Annotated in this window: 28 protein-coding genes; 11 read left to right on the forward strand and 17 right to left on the reverse strand. The window is 68.8% G+C overall.

Annotated elements, in window-relative coordinates; genetic code table 11:
* Positions 1–26 precede the first annotated feature (26 nt).
* The 3 genes from tig to NH339_RS03965 all read right to left on the reverse strand — a co-directional run bounded on the left by tig (position 27) and on the right by NH339_RS03965 (position 3,997).
* A complete protein-coding gene (gene tig / locus NH339_RS03955; RefSeq protein WP_253022759.1) occupies positions 27–1,400 on the reverse strand; it encodes a trigger factor in 1,374 nt (457 codons plus the stop codon).
* A gap of 153 nt (positions 1,401–1,553) precedes the next feature.
* Entirely contained in the window at positions 1,554–3,194 is a 1,641-nt protein-coding gene (locus NH339_RS03960) for an alkaline phosphatase (protein WP_253022761.1), read from the reverse strand.
* Between the two features lie 116 nt (positions 3,195–3,310).
* A complete protein-coding gene (locus NH339_RS03965; protein WP_253022763.1) occupies positions 3,311–3,997 on the reverse strand; it encodes a hypothetical protein in 687 nt (228 codons plus the stop codon).
* Positions 3,998–4,171: 174 nt separating this feature from the next.
* On the opposite strand from NH339_RS03965, the gene NH339_RS03970 reads away from it, so the two are divergent.
* The 4 genes from NH339_RS03970 to NH339_RS03985 all read left to right on the forward strand — a co-directional run bounded on the left by NH339_RS03970 (position 4,172) and on the right by NH339_RS03985 (position 6,988).
* Positions 4,172–5,137, forward strand: coding sequence for an MsnO8 family LLM class oxidoreductase (locus NH339_RS03970; RefSeq protein ID WP_253022765.1), 966 nt, complete (start codon positions 4,172–4,174; stop codon positions 5,135–5,137).
* A gap of 77 nt (positions 5,138–5,214) precedes the next feature.
* The gene (locus tag NH339_RS03975) at positions 5,215–5,907 is read left to right on the forward strand and encodes an NADPH-dependent F420 reductase (RefSeq protein ID WP_253022768.1); all 693 of its coding nucleotides are present in this window, start codon (positions 5,215–5,217) and stop codon (positions 5,905–5,907) included.
* Positions 5,908–5,956: 49 nt separating this feature from the next.
* The gene (locus NH339_RS03980) at positions 5,957–6,361 is read left to right on the forward strand and encodes a hypothetical protein (protein ID WP_253022770.1); all 405 of its coding nucleotides are present in this window, start codon (positions 5,957–5,959) and stop codon (positions 6,359–6,361) included.
* A 3-nt stretch (positions 6,362–6,364) separates the two neighbouring features.
* The gene (locus NH339_RS03985; protein ID WP_253022772.1) at positions 6,365–6,988 is read left to right on the forward strand and encodes a TetR/AcrR family transcriptional regulator; all 624 of its coding nucleotides are present in this window, start codon (positions 6,365–6,367) and stop codon (positions 6,986–6,988) included.
* 93 nt (positions 6,989–7,081) lie between these two features.
* Here NH339_RS03985 and NH339_RS03990 read toward each other — a convergent pair whose 3' ends face one another.
* Positions 7,082–7,621 (reverse strand): hypothetical protein, encoded by a 540-nt coding sequence (locus NH339_RS03990; RefSeq protein WP_253022774.1) that lies wholly within the window; start codon positions 7,619–7,621, stop codon positions 7,082–7,084.
* A gap of 526 nt (positions 7,622–8,147) precedes the next feature.
* On the opposite strand from NH339_RS03990, the gene NH339_RS03995 reads away from it, so the two are divergent.
* From NH339_RS03995 to NH339_RS04010, 4 genes are all read left to right on the forward strand, one after another.
* Positions 8,148–8,816, forward strand: a complete 669-nt coding sequence (locus NH339_RS03995) for a dimethylsulfonioproprionate lyase family protein (protein ID WP_253022776.1) — start codon at positions 8,148–8,150, stop codon at positions 8,814–8,816.
* Between the two features lie 568 nt (positions 8,817–9,384).
* Complete coding sequence (locus NH339_RS04000) at positions 9,385–9,702, forward strand: helix-turn-helix domain-containing protein (protein ID WP_253022778.1); 318 nt, start codon at positions 9,385–9,387, stop codon at positions 9,700–9,702.
* 83 nt (positions 9,703–9,785) lie between these two features.
* On the forward strand, positions 9,786–10,079 hold the full coding sequence (locus NH339_RS04005) for a hypothetical protein (protein ID WP_253022780.1): 294 nt from the start codon (positions 9,786–9,788) through the stop codon (positions 10,077–10,079).
* Positions 10,076–10,345 carry a hypothetical protein gene (locus tag NH339_RS04010; RefSeq protein WP_253022782.1) on the forward strand — a complete coding sequence of 90 codons (270 nt, stop codon included), beginning with the start codon at positions 10,076–10,078 and terminating at the stop codon, positions 10,343–10,345. The genes NH339_RS04005 and NH339_RS04010 overlap by 4 nt, the downstream gene beginning before the upstream one ends.
* Positions 10,346–10,850: 505 nt before the next feature.
* On the opposite strand, the gene NH339_RS04015 is transcribed toward NH339_RS04010, so the two are convergent.
* The 4 genes from NH339_RS04015 to NH339_RS04030 form a co-directional block, all read right to left on the reverse strand.
* Positions 10,851–11,891, reverse strand: coding sequence for a hypothetical protein (locus NH339_RS04015; RefSeq protein ID WP_253022784.1), 1,041 nt, complete (start codon positions 11,889–11,891; stop codon positions 10,851–10,853).
* Entirely contained in the window at positions 11,888–12,376 is a 489-nt protein-coding gene (locus NH339_RS04020; RefSeq protein ID WP_253022786.1) for an ImmA/IrrE family metallo-endopeptidase, read from the reverse strand. Before NH339_RS04020 ends, NH339_RS04015 begins: the two co-directional genes overlap by 4 nt.
* Positions 12,377–12,554: 178 nt before the next feature.
* Complete coding sequence (locus tag NH339_RS04025; RefSeq protein ID WP_253022789.1) at positions 12,555–12,911, reverse strand: hypothetical protein; 357 nt, start codon at positions 12,909–12,911, stop codon at positions 12,555–12,557.
* Between the two features lie 59 nt (positions 12,912–12,970).
* Positions 12,971–13,672 (reverse strand): hypothetical protein, encoded by a 702-nt coding sequence (locus NH339_RS04030; protein WP_253022791.1) that lies wholly within the window; start codon positions 13,670–13,672, stop codon positions 12,971–12,973.
* Between the two features lie 59 nt (positions 13,673–13,731).
* Between NH339_RS04030 and NH339_RS04035 the strand changes: the two genes are divergently transcribed.
* Positions 13,732–14,148 carry a hypothetical protein gene (locus NH339_RS04035; protein ID WP_253022793.1) on the forward strand — a complete coding sequence of 139 codons (417 nt, stop codon included), beginning with the start codon at positions 13,732–13,734 and terminating at the stop codon, positions 14,146–14,148.
* 108 nt (positions 14,149–14,256) lie between these two features.
* Here the strand turns inward: NH339_RS04035 and NH339_RS04040 are convergent, their stop codons facing one another.
* From NH339_RS04040 to NH339_RS04065, 7 genes are read right to left on the reverse strand one after another with little or no spacing between them, the layout of a single operon-like run.
* Positions 14,257–17,370, reverse strand: a complete 3,114-nt coding sequence (locus NH339_RS04040; protein ID WP_253022795.1) for a phage tail tape measure protein — start codon at positions 17,368–17,370, stop codon at positions 14,257–14,259.
* The gene (locus NH339_RS04045) at positions 17,363–17,647 is read right to left on the reverse strand and encodes a hypothetical protein (RefSeq protein WP_253022797.1); all 285 of its coding nucleotides are present in this window, start codon (positions 17,645–17,647) and stop codon (positions 17,363–17,365) included. The genes NH339_RS04040 and NH339_RS04045 overlap by 8 nt, the downstream gene beginning before the upstream one ends.
* 22 nt (positions 17,648–17,669) lie before the next feature.
* Positions 17,670–18,353, reverse strand: a complete 684-nt coding sequence (locus NH339_RS04050; protein WP_253022799.1) for a hypothetical protein — start codon at positions 18,351–18,353, stop codon at positions 17,670–17,672.
* Positions 18,350–18,640: a hypothetical protein gene (locus tag NH339_RS04055; RefSeq protein ID WP_253022801.1), complete on the reverse strand. Its 291-nt coding sequence runs from the start codon at positions 18,638–18,640 to the stop codon at positions 18,350–18,352. Before NH339_RS04055 ends, NH339_RS04050 begins: the two co-directional genes overlap by 4 nt.
* Positions 18,637–19,146 carry a helix-turn-helix domain-containing protein gene (locus NH339_RS18985; protein WP_374208191.1) on the reverse strand — a complete coding sequence of 170 codons (510 nt, stop codon included), beginning with the start codon at positions 19,144–19,146 and terminating at the stop codon, positions 18,637–18,639. Before NH339_RS18985 ends, NH339_RS04055 begins: the two co-directional genes overlap by 4 nt.
* Positions 19,094–19,435: a hypothetical protein gene (locus NH339_RS04060; RefSeq protein WP_253022803.1), complete on the reverse strand. Its 342-nt coding sequence runs from the start codon at positions 19,433–19,435 to the stop codon at positions 19,094–19,096. Before NH339_RS04060 ends, NH339_RS18985 begins: the two co-directional genes overlap by 53 nt.
* The gene (locus NH339_RS04065) at positions 19,432–19,980 is read right to left on the reverse strand and encodes a hypothetical protein (protein WP_253022805.1); all 549 of its coding nucleotides are present in this window, start codon (positions 19,978–19,980) and stop codon (positions 19,432–19,434) included. Before NH339_RS04065 ends, NH339_RS04060 begins: the two co-directional genes overlap by 4 nt.
* Positions 19,981–20,016: 36 nt before the next feature.
* Here NH339_RS04065 and NH339_RS04070 point away from each other — a divergent pair, with 36 nt between their 5' ends.
* Together NH339_RS04070 and NH339_RS04075 are read left to right on the forward strand one after the other, a co-directional pair.
* Positions 20,017–20,463 (forward strand): DUF4423 domain-containing protein, encoded by a 447-nt coding sequence (locus NH339_RS04070; protein ID WP_253022807.1) that lies wholly within the window; start codon positions 20,017–20,019, stop codon positions 20,461–20,463.
* The gene (locus NH339_RS04075; RefSeq protein ID WP_253022809.1) at positions 20,460–20,918 is read left to right on the forward strand and encodes a hypothetical protein; all 459 of its coding nucleotides are present in this window, start codon (positions 20,460–20,462) and stop codon (positions 20,916–20,918) included. Before NH339_RS04070 ends, NH339_RS04075 begins: the two co-directional genes overlap by 4 nt.
* A gap of 13 nt (positions 20,919–20,931) precedes the next feature.
* Here NH339_RS04075 and NH339_RS04080 read toward each other — a convergent pair whose 3' ends face one another.
* Together NH339_RS04080 and NH339_RS04085 are read right to left on the reverse strand one after the other, a co-directional pair.
* Entirely contained in the window at positions 20,932–21,234 is a 303-nt protein-coding gene (locus NH339_RS04080) for a hypothetical protein (protein ID WP_253022812.1), read from the reverse strand.
* 88 nt (positions 21,235–21,322) lie between these two features.
* A complete protein-coding gene (locus NH339_RS04085) occupies positions 21,323–21,904 on the reverse strand; it encodes a hypothetical protein (protein ID WP_253022814.1) in 582 nt (193 codons plus the stop codon).
* Positions 21,905–21,939 lie beyond the last annotated feature (35 nt).

Genomic DNA, 21,939 nt, shown 5'->3' on the forward strand with positions numbered 1-21,939 from the left:
TGTCGGGCCGTCGGTGACGGGTCCGGTCAGGCCTGGGCGGCGCCAGCCTCGTCGGACTCCTCGTCGTCGGCGAGCGAGCCGTCGGCGCGCAGCTTGCCGAGCTCGAGCACCGTGCCCGACGCGTCCTTGACGGTGGCCTGCTGCATCAGCTCGGCGAGCGCCTTGCCGCGCAGCACCTCGCTCACCATCTCGGGCACGTGGTTGTGCTCCATGATGTGCTGGATGTAGGAGTTCGGGTCCTGGCCCGACTCCTGCGCCCGGCGGAAGATGTGCTGGCTCAGCTCGTCGTCCTGGATGCCGATCTCGTTGTCGGCGACCACCTGGTCGAGCACGAACTGGGCGACGATGGAGTCGCGCACGCGGCGCTCGAGCTCGGCCTCGAACTCCTCCTCGGTCTGGCCCTCGTCCTCGAGGTAGGTCTCGAACGGGATGCCGGCGTAGGACAGCTGCTGCTGGATCTGCTCGCGGCGACCCTGCAGCTCCTCGGCGACGACGGCGTCGGGCAGCGGCGCCTCGACCTTGCCGACGATCTCGTCGAGGACGAGGTCGCGGGCCTCGGCGGCCTGCTCCATGCGCTTGCCGCGGACGAGCCGCTCGCGCACGTCGGCCTTGAGCTCCTCGACGGTGTCGAACTCCGAGGCGGTCTGGACGAACTCCTCGTCGAGCTCGGCGACCTGGCGCTCCTTGACCTCGTTGAGGGTCACGGTGACGTCGACGGGCGTGCCCTTGAGCTCGCCGCCGACCAGCTCGGTCGCGAACGTGGTCGTCGCGCCCTTCTCGAGGCCGATGAGCGCCTCGTCGAGGCCGTCGAGCAGGGTGCCGGAGCCGATCGTGTAGGGCAGGCCCTTGGCGTCGGCGCCCTCGATGTCGGCGCCGTCCTTGTCGCGCGCGACGAGATCGATGGTGACGGCGTCGCCGTCGGCGGCCGCGCGGTCGACGTCGGTGGTGACGGCGAAGCGGTCGCGCAGGGCGTCGATCTGCTCGTCGACGTCGGCGTCGGTGACCTCGGCGTCGGCGACCTGCACCTCGACGCTGGCCAGGTCGGGCAGCTCGATCGTGGGACGCACGTCGAGCTCGGCGGTGATCTCGATGTCCTCGCCGTCGACGAACTTGGTGAGGTCGATGTCGGGCTGGCTCAGCGGCTGGATCTCCGCCTGCTGCAGGGCCTCGTTGTACCAGCCGGGCAGGGCGCCGTTGATGGCCTCGTCCAGCACGGCGCTGCGGCCGATGCGCTGGTCGACGATGGCGGCCGGCACCTTCCCCTTGCGGAAGCCGGGGATGGTGATCTGCGAACCGATCGTCTTGTACGCCTTGTCGAGGCTCGGCTTGAACTCCTCGAACGGCACCTCGATGGTGAGCTTGACCCGCGTGGGGCTCAGGGTCTCGGTGGTGCTCTTCACGTCGTGCTGCTCCTGCGGTGGTGGTGGTCGGGGTGCGTGCCGCAACCGCTCGGGACGTGGCGCGGACGCGGGAGGTCGCGCGGGCTCAGCAGCCCGCGGCAGGACCTCCGTGCAGTCTCTCACGCTGCCCCTGGTGCAGGCGAACCAGCACGGTCAGGTGGGCAGGACGCGGTTCGTCCCGGCCGGGACGCGGCGGGTCGCGAGGAGCCGAGAGGAGGCGTCGGGGTCGGTACGGTCGCTGACCGCGTGCCACTCCATGCGCGCCTCATCGGGCGTCAGCTCGAGCACGCTGTAGCCGTGGTCGTCGAGGTTGACGAAGCGCACGTGCGGGTTCATGCGCACGATCGCCTCCTCCATCGCCAGCGAGACCGTACGGGGCTTGGTGCCCATGAAGTCGTCGACGTTGTTGCTGGTGACGGAGCTGCACACGAGCTCGGTCGCGACGGGGGCACCGTCGAGCTCGACCTCGTTGGCCCAGGCGGTGTGCACGTCGCCGCTGAGGAAGACGACGTCGTTGACGCCCGCCTCCTTGATCCGCTCGAGCACCCGTCGGCGCTCCACGGGGTAGCCGTCCCACGTGTCGGTGTTCGGTTCCGCGGGCCCCCAGGTCATCGGGTCGGTGGTGCGACGCAGGGCGAGCTCCTGGCCGCGCGGACGCGGCGGCATGAGCATCGGCGCGACCATCACAGGGTTCCCGACGAGCCGCCACCGGGCACCGGACGTGGCGAGTCCCTCCACCAGCCACGCCTCCTGGTCGGCTCCGGTGAGGGAGCGGGCGGCGTCGGCCAGGCGCGGGTCGTCGGCCTCGACGCGCTCGTCGCGGTAGCCGCGCAGGTCGAGCATCGAGAGGTCCGCCAGCCGGCCGAACCGGAACCGCCGGTAGATGCGGGTGCCGTCACCCACGCGGGCGGTGCCGCCGAGGCGGACCGGCATCCACTCGTCGTACGCCCGCATCGCGGCGCGCTTGCGGCGGTCCCAGGGCCCCTCGGTGAAGCGCTGGTGCTCGAAGGCCCCGCCGGGGTACCAGCCGTCGGCGATCTCGTGGTCGTCCCACGTGGCGACCATCGGCAGCGCGGCATGCAGACGCTGCAGGTCGGGGTCGGTCTTGTACTGCGCGTGCCGACGTCGGTAGTCCTCGAGCGACACGGTCTCGTGCGGCGGGTCGTGACGTCGCACGTCGGTCCAGTCGGGTCCGTGGGAGTACTTGCCCGGCTGGTACTCGTACAGGTAGTCGCCGAGGTGGACGACGGCGTCGAGGTCGTGGTCGAGCAGGTGGCGGTAGGCGGCGAAGTAGCCGGCCTGCCAGTTGGCGCAGCAGACGACGCCGAGGCGGAGCCGCTGCACGTCGTCGTCCTCGGCCGGCGCCGTGCGCGTGCGGCCGCCGACGGTGTCCGGTCCGTGCCGGAAGCGGTACCAGTAGGTCGTCGCGGGCTGCAGGGCGCGGACGTCGAGCTTGACGGTGTGGTCGCGGCGGGCGTCGGTGCGCGCCACGCCGGCGGCGACGACGTCGGTGAAGTCCTCGTCGGCGGCGACCTCCCAGTCGACCTCGGTCGGGGCTCCCCGCCCCGACCCCGGGCTCGCGTCGGGCGTCGGCGTCACCCGCGTCCAGAGCACCACTCCGTCGGCGACCGGGTCGCCCGACGCCGCACCGTGCTGGAAGTGACGGTGGCGGCTGGCGGGGGCAGGCGACGGTCGCAGGGTCGCGACGACGGCGCCGGCGCCGACGGTGAAGCCGACGCCGCTCACGACCACGTCGCGGCGGGTCAGGGGTGCTCGGGGCGTCCCGGTCCTCACCCGGCCAGTCAGGCAGGGTCGGGGTACGGGACGGCGAGGTCGGGGTGAACGTCAGGAGTCGGTCGGGGAACGGCTGCCGACGGGTCGCACCGGCTCCCTGACGCGCCGCGCCGCGGCTACCCGGCCGTGCTGCCGAGGGGCGTGACGGAGAAGTCCCGGCTGAGGCAGATCCCGGGATCCTCCAGCGTGAGGTCGCCGTCGCTCTGCGGGATCCGGATGCGCACGCGGTAGGGCTGCTCGAAGCAGTCGTCGGTGCCGAAGACCATGCTGAAGGCGACGTCGGCCCCCGGCTCGACGACGACCGCGTCGCTCGAACCGGCGAGGTGCTGGACGCGGGGCCCCCGCACTGTCGACGTCGTGTCGACCAGCTCGCCGCAGCCGTCCTGGGGCTGCCCTGCCACGCACGCCGTGCGTGTCGTGCTGCCCACGAACACGAGACCGACCCACCCGGAGACGAAGCAGGCGGAGTCGGAGACGTTCGTCAGGACGACGTCGGCCGAGACGACCGGGCCCCCGAACGTCCTGCCCTTGGCCCGCCGGACCTGCCCGAGCTGGCTCGCACGACAACGCGCCGCCGCGGCGGGGGCCTGCGTCGTCGGCGGGGCGGACGGGGCGGCCTGCGACGACCCTGCCGTGCCCTGGTCGGCGGGGGCGGGGTCAGGGGCGGAGGCGGAGGCCACCTCGTCCACGGTGCCGTCCGCACCGGCCTGGACGCCCAGGCCGGCGTTCCCGACGGGCGGTGCCGTGCAGGCGGCCGGCACGAGCAGGACGGCGAGCAGCAGCACGCCGAGGGGGTTCCGCATGGTGCTCCTGTCGTCGGGCGTCGGCCTGGGTCCGACGTGCCGGTCACGCTAGGACGAGCCCGGTCCCGCGGGCATGCGAACGCCGGAGCGTTCACCGACGGTTCACCCTCGGGGTCAGGCCTGCGCCGACGGTCCGACGGGATGACGCGACCGGTCCTCGGCGTTGAGCCGGAGGTGAGGCTCTCTCTGCTCGACCGCTCCCGCACCCGCGCCGGACACCCCGACGCCGAGGGGCTCACGGGCAGCGTCGCGCGTGCCGTCTGGGCGGAGGAGCTCGGCTACGACCGGTTCTGGGTGGCGGAGCACCACGCCGTGCCCGGCATCGCGAGCGGCGCGCCTCCCGTCCTGATGGCCGCGGTGGGTGCGGCGACGTCGCGCATCCGCATCGGGTCCGGCGGCATCATGCTCCCGCACCACCAGCCGATCGTCGTCGCGGAGCAGGTGCGCATGCTCGAGGCGCTGCATCCGGGCCGCGTCGACGTCGGGCTCGGCCGGTCGTCGGGGTTCACCCCGCCGGTGCGCGAGGCGTTGCGGGAGACCCCCGACGCCGCCGACCGGTTCGCCGACGACGTCCGCGAGCTGCGCGGCCTGCTGGCTGGTCGCGGTGCGGTGACGGTGCGTCCCGCGGGCGGCCCGGTCCCGGTGTACCTGCTGGCCACGGGACGCGGCGTGACCCTGGCGGCCGAGCTGGGTCTGCCGGTCGTCGTCGGCGGGCCGGCGCTGTGGTCCGACGCGCTGCCGCCGGCGCTCGCCGCGTACCGCCGCGACTTCCGACCCTCGCCCGACGCCGACACGCCGCAGGTGCTGGTCTCGCTCGACGTGCTCGTCGCCGACGACGTCGCGACCGCCCGCGAGCTCGCGCTCCCGGAGGCGTGGGCGATGGCGCAGTCCCGGCGCACCGGCGTCTTCGAGCCCTTGGAGTCCCCCGCAGCCATCCGCGCGCAGGAGTGGCCCGAGCAGGTGCGCCGCAGGGTCGAGGCGTCGCTCGAGCAGGCCGTCGCCGGCGACGCCGGCACGGTCCGCCGGACACTCGAGGAGCTCGCGGAGCGCACCGGCGCCGACGAGCTGTTGGCGTCGACGTCGACGTGGGACCGCGACGCGCTGCGCGCCGCCGACGCCGCCCTGCGCGCCCTGGTCTGAGGTCGGGCTGGTCTGAGGTCGGGCTGGTCTGAGGTCGTGCCGGGAAGGTCCAGCGCGGTGGCTGCGTTGAGGACTCCATGACCACCATCGGACTCATCGGCAGCGGAAACATCGGCAGCACGGTCGCGCGTCTGGCCGTCGACGCGGGCTACGACGTCGTGCTCAGCAACCGGCGCGGACCGGACACCTTGCGCGACCTCGTCGAGCAGCTCGGCCCGCGGGCGCGCGCGGCGACCCCGGCCGAGGCGGCGGAGGCGGCGGACCTCGCGGTCGTGACGGTGCCGCTCAAGGCACTGCCCGACGTCCCCGTCGACCCGCTGCGCGGCAAGGTCGTCATCGACACCAACAACTACTACCCCGAGCGCGACGGGCAGGTGGCACGCCTCGACGACGAGTCGACGACCACCAGCGAGCTCACGCAGGAGCACCTGCCGGAGTCGAAGGTCGTCAAGACGTTCAACAACATCTACTTCGAGCACCTCGCCCGCCTCGCTCGCCCCCACGGCGACCCCGAGCGGTCGGTGCTCGCGATCGCCGGTGACGACGCCGACGCCAAGCAGGTCGTCGCCGAGTTCCTCGACGCGATCGGCTACGACGCCCACGACGTCGGCCCGCTCGCCGAGGGCTGGCGCTACCAGCGCGACACCGCCGCATACGCCGGGCTCTACCAGACGCCGGACGCCGACTTCACGCCCGAGTCGGGCCGCCAGGTCACGCCCGAGCTGCTGCAGGAAAAGCTCGACGCGGCGCAGCGCTACCGCGACATGTGACCCGCCAACCATTCTTGACCGTGTGGTCAACAGTGCTTATGTTGACCACATGGTCAAGAACTTGTCGCGCCCCACGCCGCAGCGCCACGGGGCACTGAGACTGGCCGCCGCCCTCGTGCGGGTGTACGTCGGGATCGTCGTCCTGACCCTCGCCGCGCTGGTGGTCCTGAGCCTGACAGCGCCCGGGCAGGCCACCGCGCATGCATGGGGCCACGCCGTCGTCGTCGCAGTGTTCGCCGTCGTCCTGCCGCTGCGCCTGCGTCGGGCGCGCGCGGGAGACCGAGTAGCGGTGCGGGCCGTCGGGATCGTCGCCGCCGTGCTCTTCCTGGTCAACGTGGTCGAGGCCATGCTGCCGGCGTTCCCGCTCTGGATGCGTGTGGACATGCTCATCACCGCGGTCGTCGTGCTCGGCGTGGCGCTCGACGTCGTCCGGTGGGCCGTGCGCCACCCTTGACCCGTGCCCCCCACCTCAGAGAGCTCTCCGACGCGCAGCCGCCGGCGGACGCCCGCCGAACGGCGAGAGGAGATCGTCGAGGCTGCCACGGCCGTGGTCGCTGAGCTCGGCTACGCGAACGCCACGCTCACCGAGATCACGCGACGGGCAGGCGTGTCGAAGGGGCTGCTGTGGCACTACTTCGACGACCGTGACGACGTCATGCAGCACGCGGTCACCCACCTCGCCGGACGCCTGCGGGCGGCACTCGTCTCCGACGTCGACCTCGGCGCGCCGGTGCCCGAGGTGGTCCGCGCGGTCTTCGCCCGCACGGCGCTGTTCACCCGGACGCACCAGCGGGAGCTCCGGGCGCTCGACGAGATCGTGCACAACCTCCGGACGCCCGACGGGCGCCGTCGCATCACCCTGCTCGACTACGAAGAGGTCCACGCCGACCACGCCGCGCTGCTCGCCCGCGGGCAGCGCGACGGCACGATCCGCGCCGGCGACCTCAGCACGCTCGCCTCGAGCTACCAGGCCCTGATCGACGGCATGATCGCCCACCTCCAGGCCCACCCCGACGTCGATCCTCCGACCTACGCGGACGGCGTCGCCGACCTGTTCCTGCACGGAGCGGCACTGCGCTGAACCACCCCGACGGCGGCGTCCCCCGGCGCGCACGTGACGAGGCTCCCGGACCCTGTGGTCCGGGAGCCTCGCCAGCCGAGAGCGGCCTCGGGGTCAGGAGATGCTGCAGGCGGGCAGCCCCAGGACGACGAGGGCGCAGCGGATGCCGGCCTTGTTGTTGGCGTAGTTCGTGTCCAGCGCCGCCGTCCGCGGGTCGGACAGCTCGAAGCTCCACTGGCTGAAGGCCGAGACCTCGACCGTCGAGAGCAGGAAGGTCCTGCTCTGCCCGGGCAGCAGCGGCTCCTTGAGGTACACGTCGCCGTCGTAGCCCGATCCGAGGACGCCGATGGCCCAGTCCTCCTGGATCTGCGGGTCGCCGAACAGCCCGATCCCGACCGCGCGGTTCGAGTGGAAGGTGAACTGCGTGCCGGCCGGGATCGTCGTGTTGCCCTGGTTGCGCACGACGAAGCCGCGCTGGCCGACGCCGGTCTGCGCGCTGACGACGATCTCGGGATGCCGGACGGGCGCCGGCGCTGCGGATGCCGTCGCCTGGGCGGTCTTCGTCTCGGCGGCGTTCGCCACGGAGGCGGTCCCGACGAGCGAGCAGAGGACGGCGGCGACCAGGCCGACCGCAAACGTACGGGAAACGGTCATGATGACTCCTGTACACGAGGTGGAGGTACGCGGCCCGGACGGGCCGCGTGGTCTCACCATCGCCGCCACGGACGCGGCTCCCTCCGGACCGGAAGATCTCCGTGGCGTCGCGCCCGGAACTCCGTAACGCCATCCCCTCGCGCCGGTGTCCACGGTCAGGATGCAGGTGTCGCCGCGTCGCGCCTCGGGGACATCTCGGCACAGCGGTGAGATCGGACGGCGGGCCGCCTCGAGACGCTCGCGAGCGCGACCGCGAGCCGCGTCAGTGCCACGCAGCACGGACCCGTGGGTCCAGGTCGCGGCCCCGCACGACTGACCGCGAGCCCTGCGAGGCCTGGTTTGATCGGCCGACCCGCACGGTGCAGACTGACCGAGGTGGTGGGCCGACCGAAGCACAGACGCAGGTGGGCACCGCCCGGGGATGGAACGGAGGAGTCGTCGTGGCCACACGGAGGATCGTGATCCAGCAGATGAGGACGAGACGGACCGCCGTCGTGCCCCGTCTCGGCTGACCGGAGGAACACGTATGTCCAGTCCCCGCCTGCGCGATCATCCCGACCTCCTCTACACCATCGGCGACTTCGACGCCCTCTACCGGTTCGGGTCCGCGGGCGGCAGCCGTCCGATCCGCAGCCACATGCGCCGCGTGCGGGAGACCATCGCCGACGTCTTCGAGGACAACCCGGAGGTCATCGACCGCGAACCCGCGCGGCTCCCCGTCGTGAACCACCTCGGGCGGGCGCTGGACCTGGGGTCCCGGGGTGACTTGAGCACTCTCAGCGACTCCATCCGCAGGATCTCCGATCGGCTGACCTGGGAGCACGGCTACGAGAAGGTGCCGCGCGGCCTGGCGAAGAAGTACGGGTACTGCGAGATCGTCGGACCGCGAGGGCCGGTCGTGACCGACCGCATCGTCCTCGGGCTCGTGCTGTTCGCGCCCGAGGCCGTCTACCCGCAGCACCACCACCGCGGCATCCAGGAGTCGTACGTGGCGATAGCCGGCGAGTGGTCGGAGAACGACGGTGCCGTGCACGCACCCGGGTCCCTGATCCTCAACGAGGCGGGCCACGAGCACCGCATCACGACCGGACGTCAGTCCCCCTGCCTCCTGGCGTACTCCTGGCTGGGTCCCGCTGACCGGCTCATCGATCCCGCGATGCGCTTCTCGCCGCGTCGCCGCCCGACCAGACCCTGACACCGCGGCGGACCGGCGTGGACCCGCCCCCACGCTTCGCCGTCTCACGGTGGCCGCTGCACGACCTCGGCGTCGATGCCGGGCACGACGACCAGCCCAGAGAACGATGGAACCTCCGAACCCCTGAGGGTTCGGAGGTTCCCGATGTCCCGAGACATCACACGGTCGGGCTGACAGGATTTGAACCTGCGACCCCCTGACCCCCAGAAACTTGCCCCGCATCCCAGGCCGTCCCATCGAGGGTCAGATGCTCACCGATTTGCTGCGTTACCAGTGGTTGGCGAGAAGGCCTCTCCCATCGAGTACCAGCCCGTCCAAGGCAGTGTGCACACACAACTGCACGCACACGAAGGAGCAACATGGTCAACGGAAGACCCTCCCAGGCTGCGATCGACGCCGCCGGCGAAGTGCTCGCAGCTGCGTCCTTCGCCATCTCGCGCATGACTCCGCGCGAACAGGCCGAGGCGGCGTGGTCGCCGACCTCACGCTTCACAGTCGCCGAACTTGAAGACCAGATCCGAGCGGATCGCGGGCTTGCGCCGATCCACGCTCGGGTGGGGGCGGAGGAATGACCGACTTGCCGGAACGTCTCACCGTTGAGGAAGTTGCGGCCATCACTCGTGAGTCCGCGTTCACGATCCGCAAGCGGTGCCGCGACGGCGTCCTGCCCGCAGCCAAGCACGGCCGCTCCTGGTGGATCCTCCGCGCCGACCTCGACCGCTACATGCGAGCCACCAACACGCCGGCAGCTGGCACCGAGAAGCCGGTCCACCGCTCCACGATCCAGAAGCGTGAGGCGCAGCGTCGGGGTGGCGCTGCATCCCAGCCATCCATTTTCCTGACCGCGGACCAGAAGCAGCGTTCGAACGGAGGTGGGAAGTACTAAACGCAGGACGGCCCCGCCGCGTGTTCCAGCACAACGGCGAGGCCTTGACCCAACCAACCTTGCACTAGAAGGAGGACGGATCCATGAAGGACCGTACCCGCAACACCCGACAGCACGACGACGCGACGGTGGGGAAGCCGTCGACGCCGTCGGACCCCTTCGCCGACTTTACGATCGACGAGCTCAAGGCGGCGCTCGCCTGGCATCGCGGCGACCGCAGCGGTGAGCCGCCGGCGCCCCTGCTGGCGTTCCTCGAGTACCGCCTCGCCGCCCAGGAGCACTTGACCGAAGAGGAGGCCACGCTCGTCGCCTCGACGACCGACCTCGAGAAGCGCTTCAAGATCCTCGACCGCGCCTACGCCAGGACAGTGTCGTGAGCGCGTTGACGTGCCCGTTCTGGTGCCTCGTGCACGGCGACGGTGTCACTCTCGCCGACCGGCCTCATGAGGGCATGCGAACGGTGCTGGACGGGCTCGAGGGCGGGTCGCTCGCGGTAGTGCTCTTGCAGCACGAGCGGAGGGCCGCGGCGGAGCTTGAGTTCGACATCGACGGACGATCAGTGCTGCTGCGACCCGGAGACGGGCAGCGGATCATCGATGCGATCCGGGACGCGGTCGGGGTCGCCATGCGGGCCGCACGATGAGCGTCCAGGCGACCGAGACGTCCGCAACGGGAAGGGGGCAGCTCCCTGTCGGTCCTCTCGTCGCGCGAATTGCGGCACGAGGCGGCATCGGGGCCTGTCTCGAGCGGGAGCCGGACCTCGACCGGGTTCGTCTGGAGCGGACGTTGAACCGCGGCATCGTCCGAGGGCATCTGTCTTTCCGCACTGCTGACACCCTCGCGATCAAGATGCTTGGACTGCATCCGATGTCTGTCTGGGGAGACGACTGGCTCGACTAGCAGGTCAGGGGTGTGGCGAGGCGGGGGGGGTCCGTTCGACCGGCTCCTCGCCTTCCTCGCCCGCATCGCAGACGGAGACGGCGTCCCGAGCAACTCCCCCGTCGCCGTCCTTCGCAACCGCGTCATCAAGATGCGCGTCTCCGGCGGCAGGGTCAACGAGACCGAAGCCCTCGCTCTCGTCATCTACGCCTGGAACGCGCACCGAGCCGGCGAGACCAGAATCAAGCTGCAGATGCCGAAGGGCGGGCTCACTCCGGAGAACTTTCCTGAACCGCGATAGCGCCCGACCCCACCGCGGGGCTCGAAGACTGCGCAGTTGGCAGCTCGTCAACCGGTACGGTCACGACGCCGTCGTCCTCCGGGGGGCTCTCCCCGCGATCCTCGTACTCCAGCCGGTCCAGATAACCCTGCAGGGGGTCGATCGGCTTTCCTGTGAAGTGGCCGTTGCCCGATTCCGGGAGGTAGAGTTTAAAAGGCCACTGAGGGCTTGTGTAGCACGCTTCGCAAAGCTCGTGAATTTGCTCGAGAGCCGTGGCGGGATCGTCGAACGGAGCAAACGCCTTGTGAACTGGCGAGTCGTGTTCAAGGTCGAGCGCGAACACCGGGTACCTCTGGTTGCGCCACACCCCCTTGAGACCATCCGAATGTAGAAGTCGCATCGGAGGCAGCCTGTACTCCGCTTGGGGTCCGGGAGTTTTTTCGAAACAAGCAAGGGCAAAGGACACTTCCACCGACATGGTGAAGTATCGCTCATCGCACTTGCTGAAGACTCTGAAGCCGGTGTCGATACTCGGCCCGAAGTAGTCGTACAGAAACTTCGTATGCCTACGGTGTCCGCGGAGAGCTTCCTGATTCAGCATTACGACATCTTTTCCCGAGGTCTCACTCCCGGGATTTCTCGGGATAGTCGACATGCTGTCGGGCCCCGGAAAAGTCGCGATGAACGCCCCACCTTTTGTGCCGAGCGTCGTATCGTCAAGGCTGTTGGTCGAGTATCCAGCCATGGCATCCAGCCAAGTGATGATGGCGTCGTGGATGTCCTGTTCTCGCGAAACGTCGCACGTAAAGATCAACTCATCCCCAACCGGCTTCCATAGATGGAACGTCAGGTTTGTGGTCTTCTGGCGGGTTTGCGCGGAGCGAAGTTCCTGGGGGAACTCCCTATAGAACTGAAGGAAGACCTTCTGCCAAGGGTCTCGATCGCGGGCAGATGCTTGCTGTTTGAAGTGCGTCGACCCAGTCAGGTCGCAGGACAGGAACAACGTCGACTGACCCGCAGCGGCCGTCACAGACCCAACACCTGGGCCCGCACCTCCGCAGCAGCGGGGGAAACCTCAAAACGCTCCGCCAACGCCCACGCGTCTCCGCCGAACTCATGAAAGGCACGACGGAACTCATTGGCCGGCATGAGCAGAGCCGATGCAAAGACGTTCGCCTCGGTTTCCGCCCTATTCCTGCCTCCACGTGCGAAAGCTTTGCTGGCAGCTTCCTTCGCCACGACGTAATGCAGAAAATAGTGCCCAAGTTCATGCGCGATCGTAAACCGGTCTCGGCGCTGCGAGGTGAATCGAGGGATGAAGACGGTAAAGCGACCCACCTTGTCCACGTGCAAGGACTCGCCGTCACTCTCGTACTCGACCGTGCCGCCGAGCTTCTTCAGCAGAGCATCGAGGTCAGCGCGGCCATCCTCGTCGTAGACCTCGTAGACTTGACCGACGCGCTCCGCGTAGTTCGCGATCGTCGCGTTGGTCAGGTTCGACGCCTTTGTACTCACAGTTCCTCCGCCTCGAGGACTGTTGGAGAGTCCTCGACTCACACTCTAGCGCGCACCCGTGCCGTTGGGGCTGTGACGCGCGGGCGTGTTTCGTCACAGCATCCCAGTCCATTTCCGCCATCATTCGGCAGCCCGTGCGATTAACATAACTCCCAAGGAGTGGCGGAGTGGCCGACCCCTAGCGCCAGACTCCGCCGTTGGGCAGGCCGCCCGTGGTCGACGTGGTGTGGTGGGCGCTACGGCCGAAGTTCCAGGTCGCTTCAGCACGCTGCGTCGCAAGGTCGGGGTCAGCGCCAGCTTCAAACAGGAGCGCCGGGGCGTGCAGGTCCCGTGGCTGCTGAATGCCCGGGTGTGCCAGAAAGCCTCCCAGGGCCATCCCGCACGCTTCCGCGAGGATGTCCGTCCGTCCCTGAGCGATCTCGCGGAGCTCCGCGACAGCCGACTCTCGGTCGACGCCTTCACGAGCGAGGCGACGCGCGGCGGTCGTGAGCCGGATCTCGAGGTGCCGGTCGGGGCTGAGTCGTTGGCGGGCCATGGCGGCAACCTACGGAGTCCCACCGACTCTTCCTCTACGAGGCGCAGCCGGCACCTTGGTCAAATCCGATTCCGCTGCGACCACTCTCGAAGTATCGCGGGGTCCATTCGGCCGACCTCGGGCCACCGCAGCTTCACTCCCGCGGCGACGCGCTGGCAGAGCTTGTACGCCTCAGCTGCGTCCTCTGGACGGCATCCCTTCTCCAACATGTGGGCCCGCACTTGCTCAGGCGGCAGCACGAGGCGCGCATCGGCCAGGATCTTGATGGTGGACTTCACCATGCCGTAGCCCAGCGTTCCACCTAGATTGCCGACGAGACTCTCCAAGCCAGCTCTGACCGTTCTGTCTAGGCCTACGTTTCCGGACGGCACGAACGCCTCTCCCAGCAGTTCCGCCTTGGATCCGTTCGCCCATGCCGTCACCCACGGCAATGGCGACGTGGGGGCCTGCCAGGGCAGCAGGCACATCGCTCGGATGTCGCGATCGTGCGACAAGAGCTCTGTGAAAGCCTCCGCCGTGGGCCACACGGCCAGCACCGGTCCGTTCGGGAAACCGCGCCCACGCTTCGAAACTCTGACATTCGGCATCTTCGCTAGAGCGGAGATCCCCTGCCATTCGCTCAACACATAGGCGTTCGGAACGTCGAGCAAGATCTCCCCACCGAGTTCTCGCAGTTGCCGCAGGATCCATCGGACCCCAAGACGCACCGCGCCGGACTTGTCCTCGGCGCCAGGGGTGATTGCACACGGATACTGGCTCACTGGTCCAGGCTAGAGCGAAGATCTGACGAATTGTCGGGTCCGAACCCTACGATCGACTCATGCCCCCATCTCGCGACGCTCAGCGGAAGCACGTCGTCATCGGGCTCGCTCTCGGGGTGCTGCTCGAGGGCGTCGACGCAGTGTCGTCCGACAAGATGAAGTTCGCATTCGCCTTCAACCGTGCCTGGAGCGCATGGCCCAAAGCCAACAACTTTCGAGGGATCTCGGGTCCTTTTCCCGGCGACTTCATCTGGGGTGGACTCAGCAAGTCCGCCAACAGGCAGATGGCGTTCGCGGCCTGGGACGGCTCGCAGCGCGGTTGGTGGATCGCCTACTCGCCCATGGAAGGCATCACGCTTCAGGATGCCGTGGAGATTCACTCAGATGAGCGGGCGATTGAAGCCGACTGGCGCCACCTAGCTCGACTCTTCATCGAAGCGATCGGTGATGAAGGCGTCGGTGTTATCGACGACTGAGCGCGAACCGTGCTCATCCGCGACCCGCCCTTCGGTTGCTGTCGTTGAATCGCTCACGAACCGCGATCCCGTAGAGGCCGATGCCGTAGTGCCCGAGACCGTAGGCCGTCATCCGAGCACCCCCACCTTCTGCTGGCCGGCGTCCAGGTTGTGCTGGACCAGGCGGGCGACCTCGCGAGCCAGGGACGTCTCGTCGAACTTCATCGTGACCGTCTGCTCGAGCTTCGTGACCTGCTGACGCTGCGCGGCCGACAGATTCCCCGACCAGCCCCGGGCGGCCATCCACGCTGGGTCAGTCGTCAACTGGCCGTAGGCGCCAGCCACCCCCTGCAGGGTCGCGACCTGGGCGTTCACGCGCCGCAACGCGTTCGCGTCGGACAGGTAGTGCCGGGCCAGCTTGATCGCCGACTTCGACGGGCCGGCCGCCTGCAGCTGCTGCAGCAGCCACGGGGCCGCGCCACGCTTCTTCAACTGGAACAGCAGACTCGTCAGCGTCGCCATGTCCGCGATCGACCGGTCCAACGCCCGCTCCACCTGCTCAGGCGTGGACAGTCCCTCGATTGACGTGTTGCTGCTGATGAACGAGTCGGTCGCCTGGCGGCGGTCCTCGCGCAGCTGGCGGCGCTGCTCGGCGCGGTTGTCGCGGTACTCGTTGTACTGGTCCGGGCTCATGCCACGGCGGCGGGCATCCCGCGACGCGCGCAGCGTGCCCGCGTACTCGCGGCGGGTCTCGATCAGATCCTGCCGCGCCTCAACCCGGTCCAGGCCACGCAGCACGTACCGCGTCGGGCGGGTGTCCTTGCCCTTCGGTTTCTTGCCGTACTTCTCCCGCTCGTTCAACGACCGCTGCAGGTCCCGCATTCGGATCCGCAGCCGGGTCAGCTCGAGCGAGGAGACCGCGTCGACCTGTCCACCCGACGCGAACCCGGGGACGTCGCCCAGCAGGTCCGACAGGTTGAGGCCAGCGTTGATTGCGGCCAGCCACTGGTCGTTCTCGCGCGAGGAGCGTTCGTTGATGATCCACTCACCGGAACGCACCATGAGCGTCTTCCCGGCGGGGCCTCGCGCGATGACGTTGTCCAGCATCGGGTTCGACGGGGGCCGCCCGGGCACCACGCCACCGGATGCGTACCCCTGCGGCACGACTCCGCCGGTGGCTGCGGCCGGCTGGATGGGGATGCTGATCCCGGGCAGGCTGTTCGCGAAGGACAGCAGCCCGCCGATGGCCTGCCGCGCGGCTTGCGTGTTCGCGTCGACCTTGAGCGTGGCCGAGTCGCCGTCGACGGAGTAGAGGTAGCCGACGGCCTCTTGGATGTCGCGCGTGGCGAAGTCCTTCGCCCGCATGATCGTCTCGACCTCTTCGGGCGTCAGACCGTACTGCCGTGATAGGGCGACCACGTCCTCGATCGACTTCACGGCGCCTGGCGTGGCGATCCTGGTCGTGACTTCGGCCGGCAGCTTGATCAGTTCGTCGGCGTACTTCCCCAGGCCAGCGGAGGCGAGCCTGGTCCGCTCACCGAGGTCCTCGAACTGCCACAACGCTCCGCGGGTGCCTCCACCACCGCCGAGGTCCTCACCGAAGATCTGATTGCGGAGCTCGAGCGTCTCGCGCTGCTTCTCGTTCGCCGTCATCGCCGACTGGCGCAGATCCTCGTACCGCTTCGGCAGGGACTCGAGGAGCTTGTCGTTGTAGATCTCGCCCAGGATGCCGGCGATGCCGATCACCCCGGCGGACCGGCCCAGTGCGGTCTTGGAGACGGCGCCCAGTGCCGTCCCTCGCGCTGCGCCTCCTGCGGCCGACCCGGCGGCGCTGGCGCCGGCTCCGGCGGCTGCAGCGCCGGCGGCTCCCGGCAGGACCTTCGGCACGGCGTAGCGCGCGAACGCCCCGGTCACGAGGGCGGTCTGAGCCCACTCCGGCATCGCGTTGAACGCATCGGCTACGGCCTTGATCGCTGGGGCGAGGGCTTCAGCTGCGTCGGCTGCGATGCCCATCGTCGTGGCGACAGCGGGCAGGGTGGACTCCGCGGCCGGTCCGAGCGTGTCAACGAGCCAGACCGCAGCGTCCCCTGCCTTGCGACCCCACTCCTCGAAGTCGCCGTCGGCGGCCACATCCGAGAGCCGGTCCGCGACCTCAACGATCGCGGGCGCCAGACCCTTGCCGAACTGGATCTTCGCGGTCTCAATCTGCCCGGAAAGGTTCTCGAGCGCTCCCGAAGTGCCCGACATCGACGCGTCCGCGAGACGCTGCGCCGCGCCCAGGTCCGACGTCTGCCGAATGTAGCCCTCAAGCCCCTCGGCGCCCTCCTGGATGAGGACGTTCGCCGCGCGGCGGGCATCAGCACCAAAGATGGTCGTCAACGCGGCCGTCCGCTCCTTCGCGGACATGCCACCGAAAGTCCGCTGCAGCCGCTCGGCGATCTGCGTCGCGGACACGAACTCGCCGTTACTGTCGGTGAACGTCAGACCCAGCTCGGCCATCGCCTGAGCCTGTTCCTTCGTCTGCGGCACCAGACGCGTCAACATCGTCCGCAGCGACGTGCCCGCGTCCGAACCCTGGATGCCCGCGTTCGAAAACGCCGCCAGGATGCCCGTGGTCTCCTGCACTGACAGGCCCGCCGAGTTGGCCTCCGTGCCGGCCTGAGCGAGCGCCTGCGTGATGTCCGAGACGTCCGCGCTCGAGGCGTTCGCGGCGCCCGCGAGAGCCGACACCGCCTCGTCGGTCTGCGACGCCTCCAACCGGAACGCGCCCATCGTGTTGACGACCGAGTTCGCCGCCACGTCCAGGTCCAGGCTGCCCGCCGCCGCCAGGGTGAGCGAGTTCTTCAACGCGCCAGCCTGGATCTGCGCCGGCGACAGACCACCCTTCGCCAGCTCGAGCATCGCCGACGCGGACTCCTGAGCAGAGAACACCGTGTCAGCACCGAGCTTCATCGCCAAGTCGTCCAATTCGGACATCGCAGCCTTGGGCGCCTTCGTCTGCTGCGCGACCTGACGCATGGTCCGCGAGTACGCGGCCTCCAGCTGCACCGAGTCCTTGACGAGCTTCGCGATGCCGACCGTCGCGACCGACCCGGCTGCGACCTGCATCGCGTTGCGGATCTGGAATCCCGACCGCTGTCCCTGCGAACCCAGCGCGACAGTGTCGCGGGACGCCTGCTGCAAGGCGGTCTTGTACTGCCCAGCATCGAGCGTCAGAACGACCCTGACGGACCGGTCAGCCACGAGCAGCTCCTTCCGTAGGCCTGCACGCGCCGAGGATGATTCGGGCGCGAAGCGCACCAACGACGGCAGCCTCTGGCTGTCCGGAGAGTCGCGAAAGTTCAGAGACCGCCGCCGACGCCATCCCCGCGAGAACGAAGGCCATCTCTGGGGCACCGTCGTCGACGACGGCGTCGCTGAAGAGCTCCTCGAGGGTCGGAGTGCCGCCATCACCCGTCATCCGCAGCAGCACCTGCGAGACGCGGTCTACCTCGTCCCGCTCCACACCGATGACCCGCATCGGCGCATACCGGCCACGCACGTCAGACTCCCTGGCTCAAGGGACTGGAAGCTAGCGCCGCTTCGACTGACCAGACAGCCGACTCGCCAACCAGGCAGTCTGGCCAAAACTCACGCTCCGGCAGTCCGAAGACGGAACCATCCTGGATCGACGCCTGCGAACGAACGAGGGGCCGCGGATCCTCACCGGCCAGCAGCATGCGCAAGGAACGCGCTCGCAGCTCTGCGATCTTCACCGGAAGCGTCAAACGGTCTGACACCATCGGCTTCTTGAGTCGACGAATCTCCCCAGTGAACTCACTGCGCTGTTCTTCGAACGCGGGCGCGAACTCACCTTCATGAGCCGCAAGACGCTGCAACAGGCCGTTCGTCTTCTCCTGGTGCTTTGCGAGCACAGCTCGCGCGGCTGCTGCCGTGTCGTCGTAGTGATCCGCCTCTAGTCGAAGGACGTGCCGGCGAGCCGCCAGCACCTTCGGGGCGACAGCCTCCGCTGCAGCGTCAGCGACCTCCACGGCGTACGACAGACTGGCGATCTTTTCCGCGTAGCTCTCCGCTTGGGACGGATCGTCAACGACCGCAGATCCCATCTCGGCGCGAGTGGCTGCGAGAGCGAGACGACCGTCCTCCGCCGCCCTCTCCCATGACTCCCGCGACGCCAGGAGCGAACGAACACGGTCCCCGACTGCAGCACGGTCCTGAGCAGTCATCGGGCACCTTCTGTCGACGAATCGAGCTTCGCCCGCTCCTGCTCGACCACGTTCAACAGGTCGAACCGGACCCTCGAGGATCCGAACATGCTGCGGGCCAGCCCCGCCTCCCGGAAGCTGCCGTACGTCCCGCGAGCCAGGGAAAGAGCAGCCCGCTTCGCATCAGCCTCGGAAAGCCCGATGCGGCGAAAGTCCGCCACGTCCCGTTGGCCCCCCGACTCCCGCATGTCACGCACACGACCGAAGATCCGTGCCCGCTGCGCGTCGTTCTCAGCTCTGCTGCTCATCCGGCCTGCCGACCCTTCCTGTGGAGATACTCGACGACCGAGTCCTTCTCGATCAGCCATCGCCCTCCTTCTAGCCGGCCCTTGAGGACACCCTGCTTGGCAAGCCTCCCGGCCCACTGCGGCGATGCCCCCAAGAGCCGGCCAGCCTGCGAGCTGCCAACCCAACCCGTACTCGCCGGTTCCAGAGGAGAACACACAGACCGTCTCTCATCAGGACCGTGTTTCGCGCCCTCGGTTTCGGCAGCGAAACTACTTCCGCCGCCGCCCTCCAAGACCGACCGCCACTGCTCCGCAGCCGCCTGCAACTGAGCACGCCCTTGAACCAGATCCCGCACCGTCACCTCACTGCCGGACAGCCGCCCCCCTTCGACCGCTCTCCGCCACGCCTCGGCTGGCACCTGCGACAGCAGCCAGTTCGCAAGGTAGGGCGACACCACCGCGAATCGAGTGGCCTCACTCATCGCTGCCGCCCTCCAGAGCCGCCACGAGCTCCGCCCACACCTCATCGGTCAGCAGACGGGTAAGAGACCGGCGAAGTGCCTCTCTCGACGTTCCACCCGTGGCTGCGGCGATCACCGCGAGATGCAGTGCCGCACGCATCGCCACCCGGTCGGTCGTCCGCGAAAGCACCCCGTGAGCGGCCATCAGCGACTGACCAGGGTCATGCTCACGCGTCGCTGCGATCACCATCCGCAGGGCGACCTGCAACGGCTCCTCGAGCCCTGGCTCGGCGCACGCCGGTGCATCGAGCTGATCGGCACGGCGACGCAACCACCCGGCCACGCGCGCCCTCACGTCCACACTCCCAGGCGTCGGGCCAACGCCTCGCGCTCCGCGACCAGCAACTCAACCCGCGGCTCGATCACCTCGACGTCCAACCCGATCGGATCGACGACAACCAACCGCTCCCAGTCAAGCCCAAGCTCTGCGAGCTGACGCTCCGGCTCGACCTCTGCCGACACCACCATCCCGCCCGGACGTTTCGCGGCATACCAGCGCGCAACCGCCACGTCCGTCGACCAGCACATGCCCGCTACGCCGGCCGGCGTCGCTCCACGGAAGAGCCGCCGCGCCCCGTCGGGACGAGGCGCGGGCCGCCAGTCGCGCGAGAAGCCCGACGCCCTGAACAGCGACACCCACGCCTCGACCTCCAGCACCTCGGACGGACGCGGACACGAGTCAAACGCTCGAGGAACCAACGCCCGGGCCGCCTCCCCAAGCGCTCCCCGCCGATGAATCTCGTCCAGCAGCAACCCCAACACCGGCCCCACCACATGATGCGCAACGAACCGCTCCAGGAGCTGCGCGCCGAATTCGGCCACACTGTCGCCGCCGACCACTACCGTCCACCCCAACCCAAACCCAAAGGAGCCGCCATGACCGAACCACTGCACGACACCTGGCACGCCCGAGACCTGCCCGTGCTCCGCACAACGGTGGCGCTCATGGACGGCAACACGCGACCGCCCGGATACCAAGAGATCGCCGGCGAGGCACACGTCAGCGAAGATGAGACTCGAGCGGCCTTGCTCAACCTGCATCGAGCAGGGCTCATCGAAGCGACCATCTCGAACGACTTCGAAGACGCAGGAGTCCTGTGGGTCACCAACGTGTCACGGGAGGCTCTCACCCTCAGCGGCCAGTGGCCGTCGCCCGAAACGATTGCAGACCGTCTGCTCATCACGCTCCAGGAGCTCGCAGAGCACGGCTCCGACCCGGTCGAGAAGGCCAAGGCCCGCAAGGCGCTCGACGCACTTGGTGGATTCAGCCGCGACCTGCTCGTCTCCGTCGCGGGCGCCGCAGCCGGCGTGGCGATGCAATGAGCGAGACACTCCTGGCCGGGCTCGGTGGTGGTGTGCTTGCCCTGCTCGGCGGCTTCGGGGTGCAGTGGTTGGGGGGCAGACAAGCCCGCCGGTCTCGACGCTCCACTATCGCGGCCTCGTTTCTCGCCGACGTCAACGCGTTCTTGATCGTCACCATCAAGGCCAGCTCCCGCAACGAGTGGACCGATGTCGAAACCGCTCGCTCCTGGTTCGACGCCACCACATCGGCGCTCGACCCTCTTCGTCGATCCGGCCACGAACTTGCGCTCCTGACGCCTCGACTCCGCCAAGACATCATCGATTTGATGGAAGCCTGTGAGGATCTTCTGCTTCTTGCCGCCGAAGCGCCCAGGGCAGATGCGCCGCGCGACGGAACGGACGAGTTCGGCAACTTGTCGATGGAGGTCCGCGGACGGACCGACCAATTGGCGAAGGCTCTCGCCGAACAGCCGTGACCAGGCAGCACACTCACGCCCCATCGTCGACACCTCCCTGCTGGATCGAGCCCGCTGAGACGACGACGGGCGACTGCATAACCCGCACCCACTCCTGCTCGACCCACTCCCGCATCGCAGCCCGAGACCGCTGCGGCATGCGCCGCCACACCAGCTGCACGGCGAGATAGGCGGCTACGCGTCGCGCCTGCTCGGCCTCGAGGTCGACGGCAGCCGTCCGAACGGCCTGCACAGCGGCTGCCTGCGACGACGCCTCAAGCGCGGTCGTCAGCAGACCGAGGGCGCGGGCGACGACTACCTGGGAGGTGGCGCTCACGGAGCTGCCCCTGTCCATGAGTCAAGAGGCCAGCCGCTGACCTGCGACGATGCGCCCAGTGCGTGCACTGTGTGTGCACCCAGCGCCCTCACTCCGCAGTCCTGCCCTCGATGGCAGCAACATCCTGTTGGCGCCCGATCTCGCGAAACGCTGCCGGCACCACCGTCGGAACCAAGGCCTGCTGCTCCGCCGTAAGCTGCAACCCAGCCAGCACGATCTGCACCACCCGCGCCAACAACTGCCCCTGAGACTCAGCCAACCGCACCTGGCTCTCCGCGACTCGAGCGCGACGCTCGTCCACCCCCGCGTCCGCATAGGCTTTGGCAGTCCGTGAAGCACGATCGATCGCCTCAGACGCCGCGCGCTGGGCCGCCACGTTCGAGTAGCCTTCCCCGACCAGTTGCTCCATGAGCCGCTCCTTGATCAGGTGGGCATCGCCCATCGCCAGCTCAAGCACGGCACCGACGTCAGGCACTGGGCCCACCTCAAGCCGCTCAGCAGCCAGGGCCTCTGCCGCGAAGATCCGCGCTTCCCGAGCAGCACGCACCTGCGGCGCGTTGCCGCCATGCCATCGACATGGGCCACCACCGATGACGCGCAGCTGACACCGCTCCCCTGTCCGCTTCGACGTCGCCGGACACTGCTCGCCCAGTGGGCTCCGCTCAGTCACGACGACCATCCCCACTCAACTGGTCTCCGGACTCA

It is taken from the genome of Aeromicrobium sp. CnD17-E (assembly GCF_024124745.1).
GTDB lineage: Bacteria > Actinomycetota > Actinomycetes > Propionibacteriales > Nocardioidaceae > Aeromicrobium.

Bases quoted from the DNA above. Each gene is read 5' to 3' on its own strand.
- NH339_RS04050 (WP_253022799.1), bottom strand. From the start codon at position 18,353: ATGACTGCTCAGGACCGTGCTGCAGTCGGGGACCGTGTTCGTTCGCTC.
- NH339_RS04005 (WP_253022780.1), top strand. From the start codon at position 9,786: ATGAAGGACCGTACCCGCAACACCCGACAGCACGACGACGCGACGGTG.
- NH339_RS04035 (WP_253022793.1), top strand. From the start codon at position 13,732: ATGCCCCCATCTCGCGACGCTCAGCGGAAGCACGTCGTCATCGGGCTC.
- NH339_RS04045 (WP_253022797.1), bottom strand. From the start codon at position 17,647: ATGCGGGTCATCGGTGTGGAGCGGGACGAGGTAGACCGCGTCTCGCAG.
- NH339_RS03995 (WP_253022776.1), top strand. From the start codon at position 8,148: ATGTCCAGTCCCCGCCTGCGCGATCATCCCGACCTCCTCTACACCATC.
- NH339_RS04000 (WP_253022778.1), top strand. From the start codon at position 9,385: ATGACCGACTTGCCGGAACGTCTCACCGTTGAGGAAGTTGCGGCCATC.
- NH339_RS04070 (WP_253022807.1), top strand. From the start codon at position 20,017: ATGACCGAACCACTGCACGACACCTGGCACGCCCGAGACCTGCCCGTG.
- NH339_RS03980 (WP_253022770.1), top strand. From the start codon at position 5,957: ATGGTCAAGAACTTGTCGCGCCCCACGCCGCAGCGCCACGGGGCACTG.
- NH339_RS04075 (WP_253022809.1), top strand. From the start codon at position 20,460: ATGAGCGAGACACTCCTGGCCGGGCTCGGTGGTGGTGTGCTTGCCCTG.
- NH339_RS04055 (WP_253022801.1), bottom strand. From the start codon at position 18,640: ATGAGCAGCAGAGCTGAGAACGACGCGCAGCGGGCACGGATCTTCGGT.
- NH339_RS03965 (WP_253022763.1), bottom strand. From the start codon at position 3,997: ATGCGGAACCCCCTCGGCGTGCTGCTGCTCGCCGTCCTGCTCGTGCCG.
- NH339_RS18985 (WP_374208191.1), bottom strand. From the start codon at position 19,146: ATGAGGTGTGGGCGGAGCTCGTGGCGGCTCTGGAGGGCGGCAGCGATG.
- NH339_RS04025 (WP_253022789.1), bottom strand. From the start codon at position 12,911: ATGGCCCGCCAACGACTCAGCCCCGACCGGCACCTCGAGATCCGGCTC.
- NH339_RS03990 (WP_253022774.1), bottom strand. From the start codon at position 7,621: ATGACCGTTTCCCGTACGTTTGCGGTCGGCCTGGTCGCCGCCGTCCTC.
- NH339_RS03975 (WP_253022768.1), top strand. From the start codon at position 5,215: ATGACCACCATCGGACTCATCGGCAGCGGAAACATCGGCAGCACGGTC.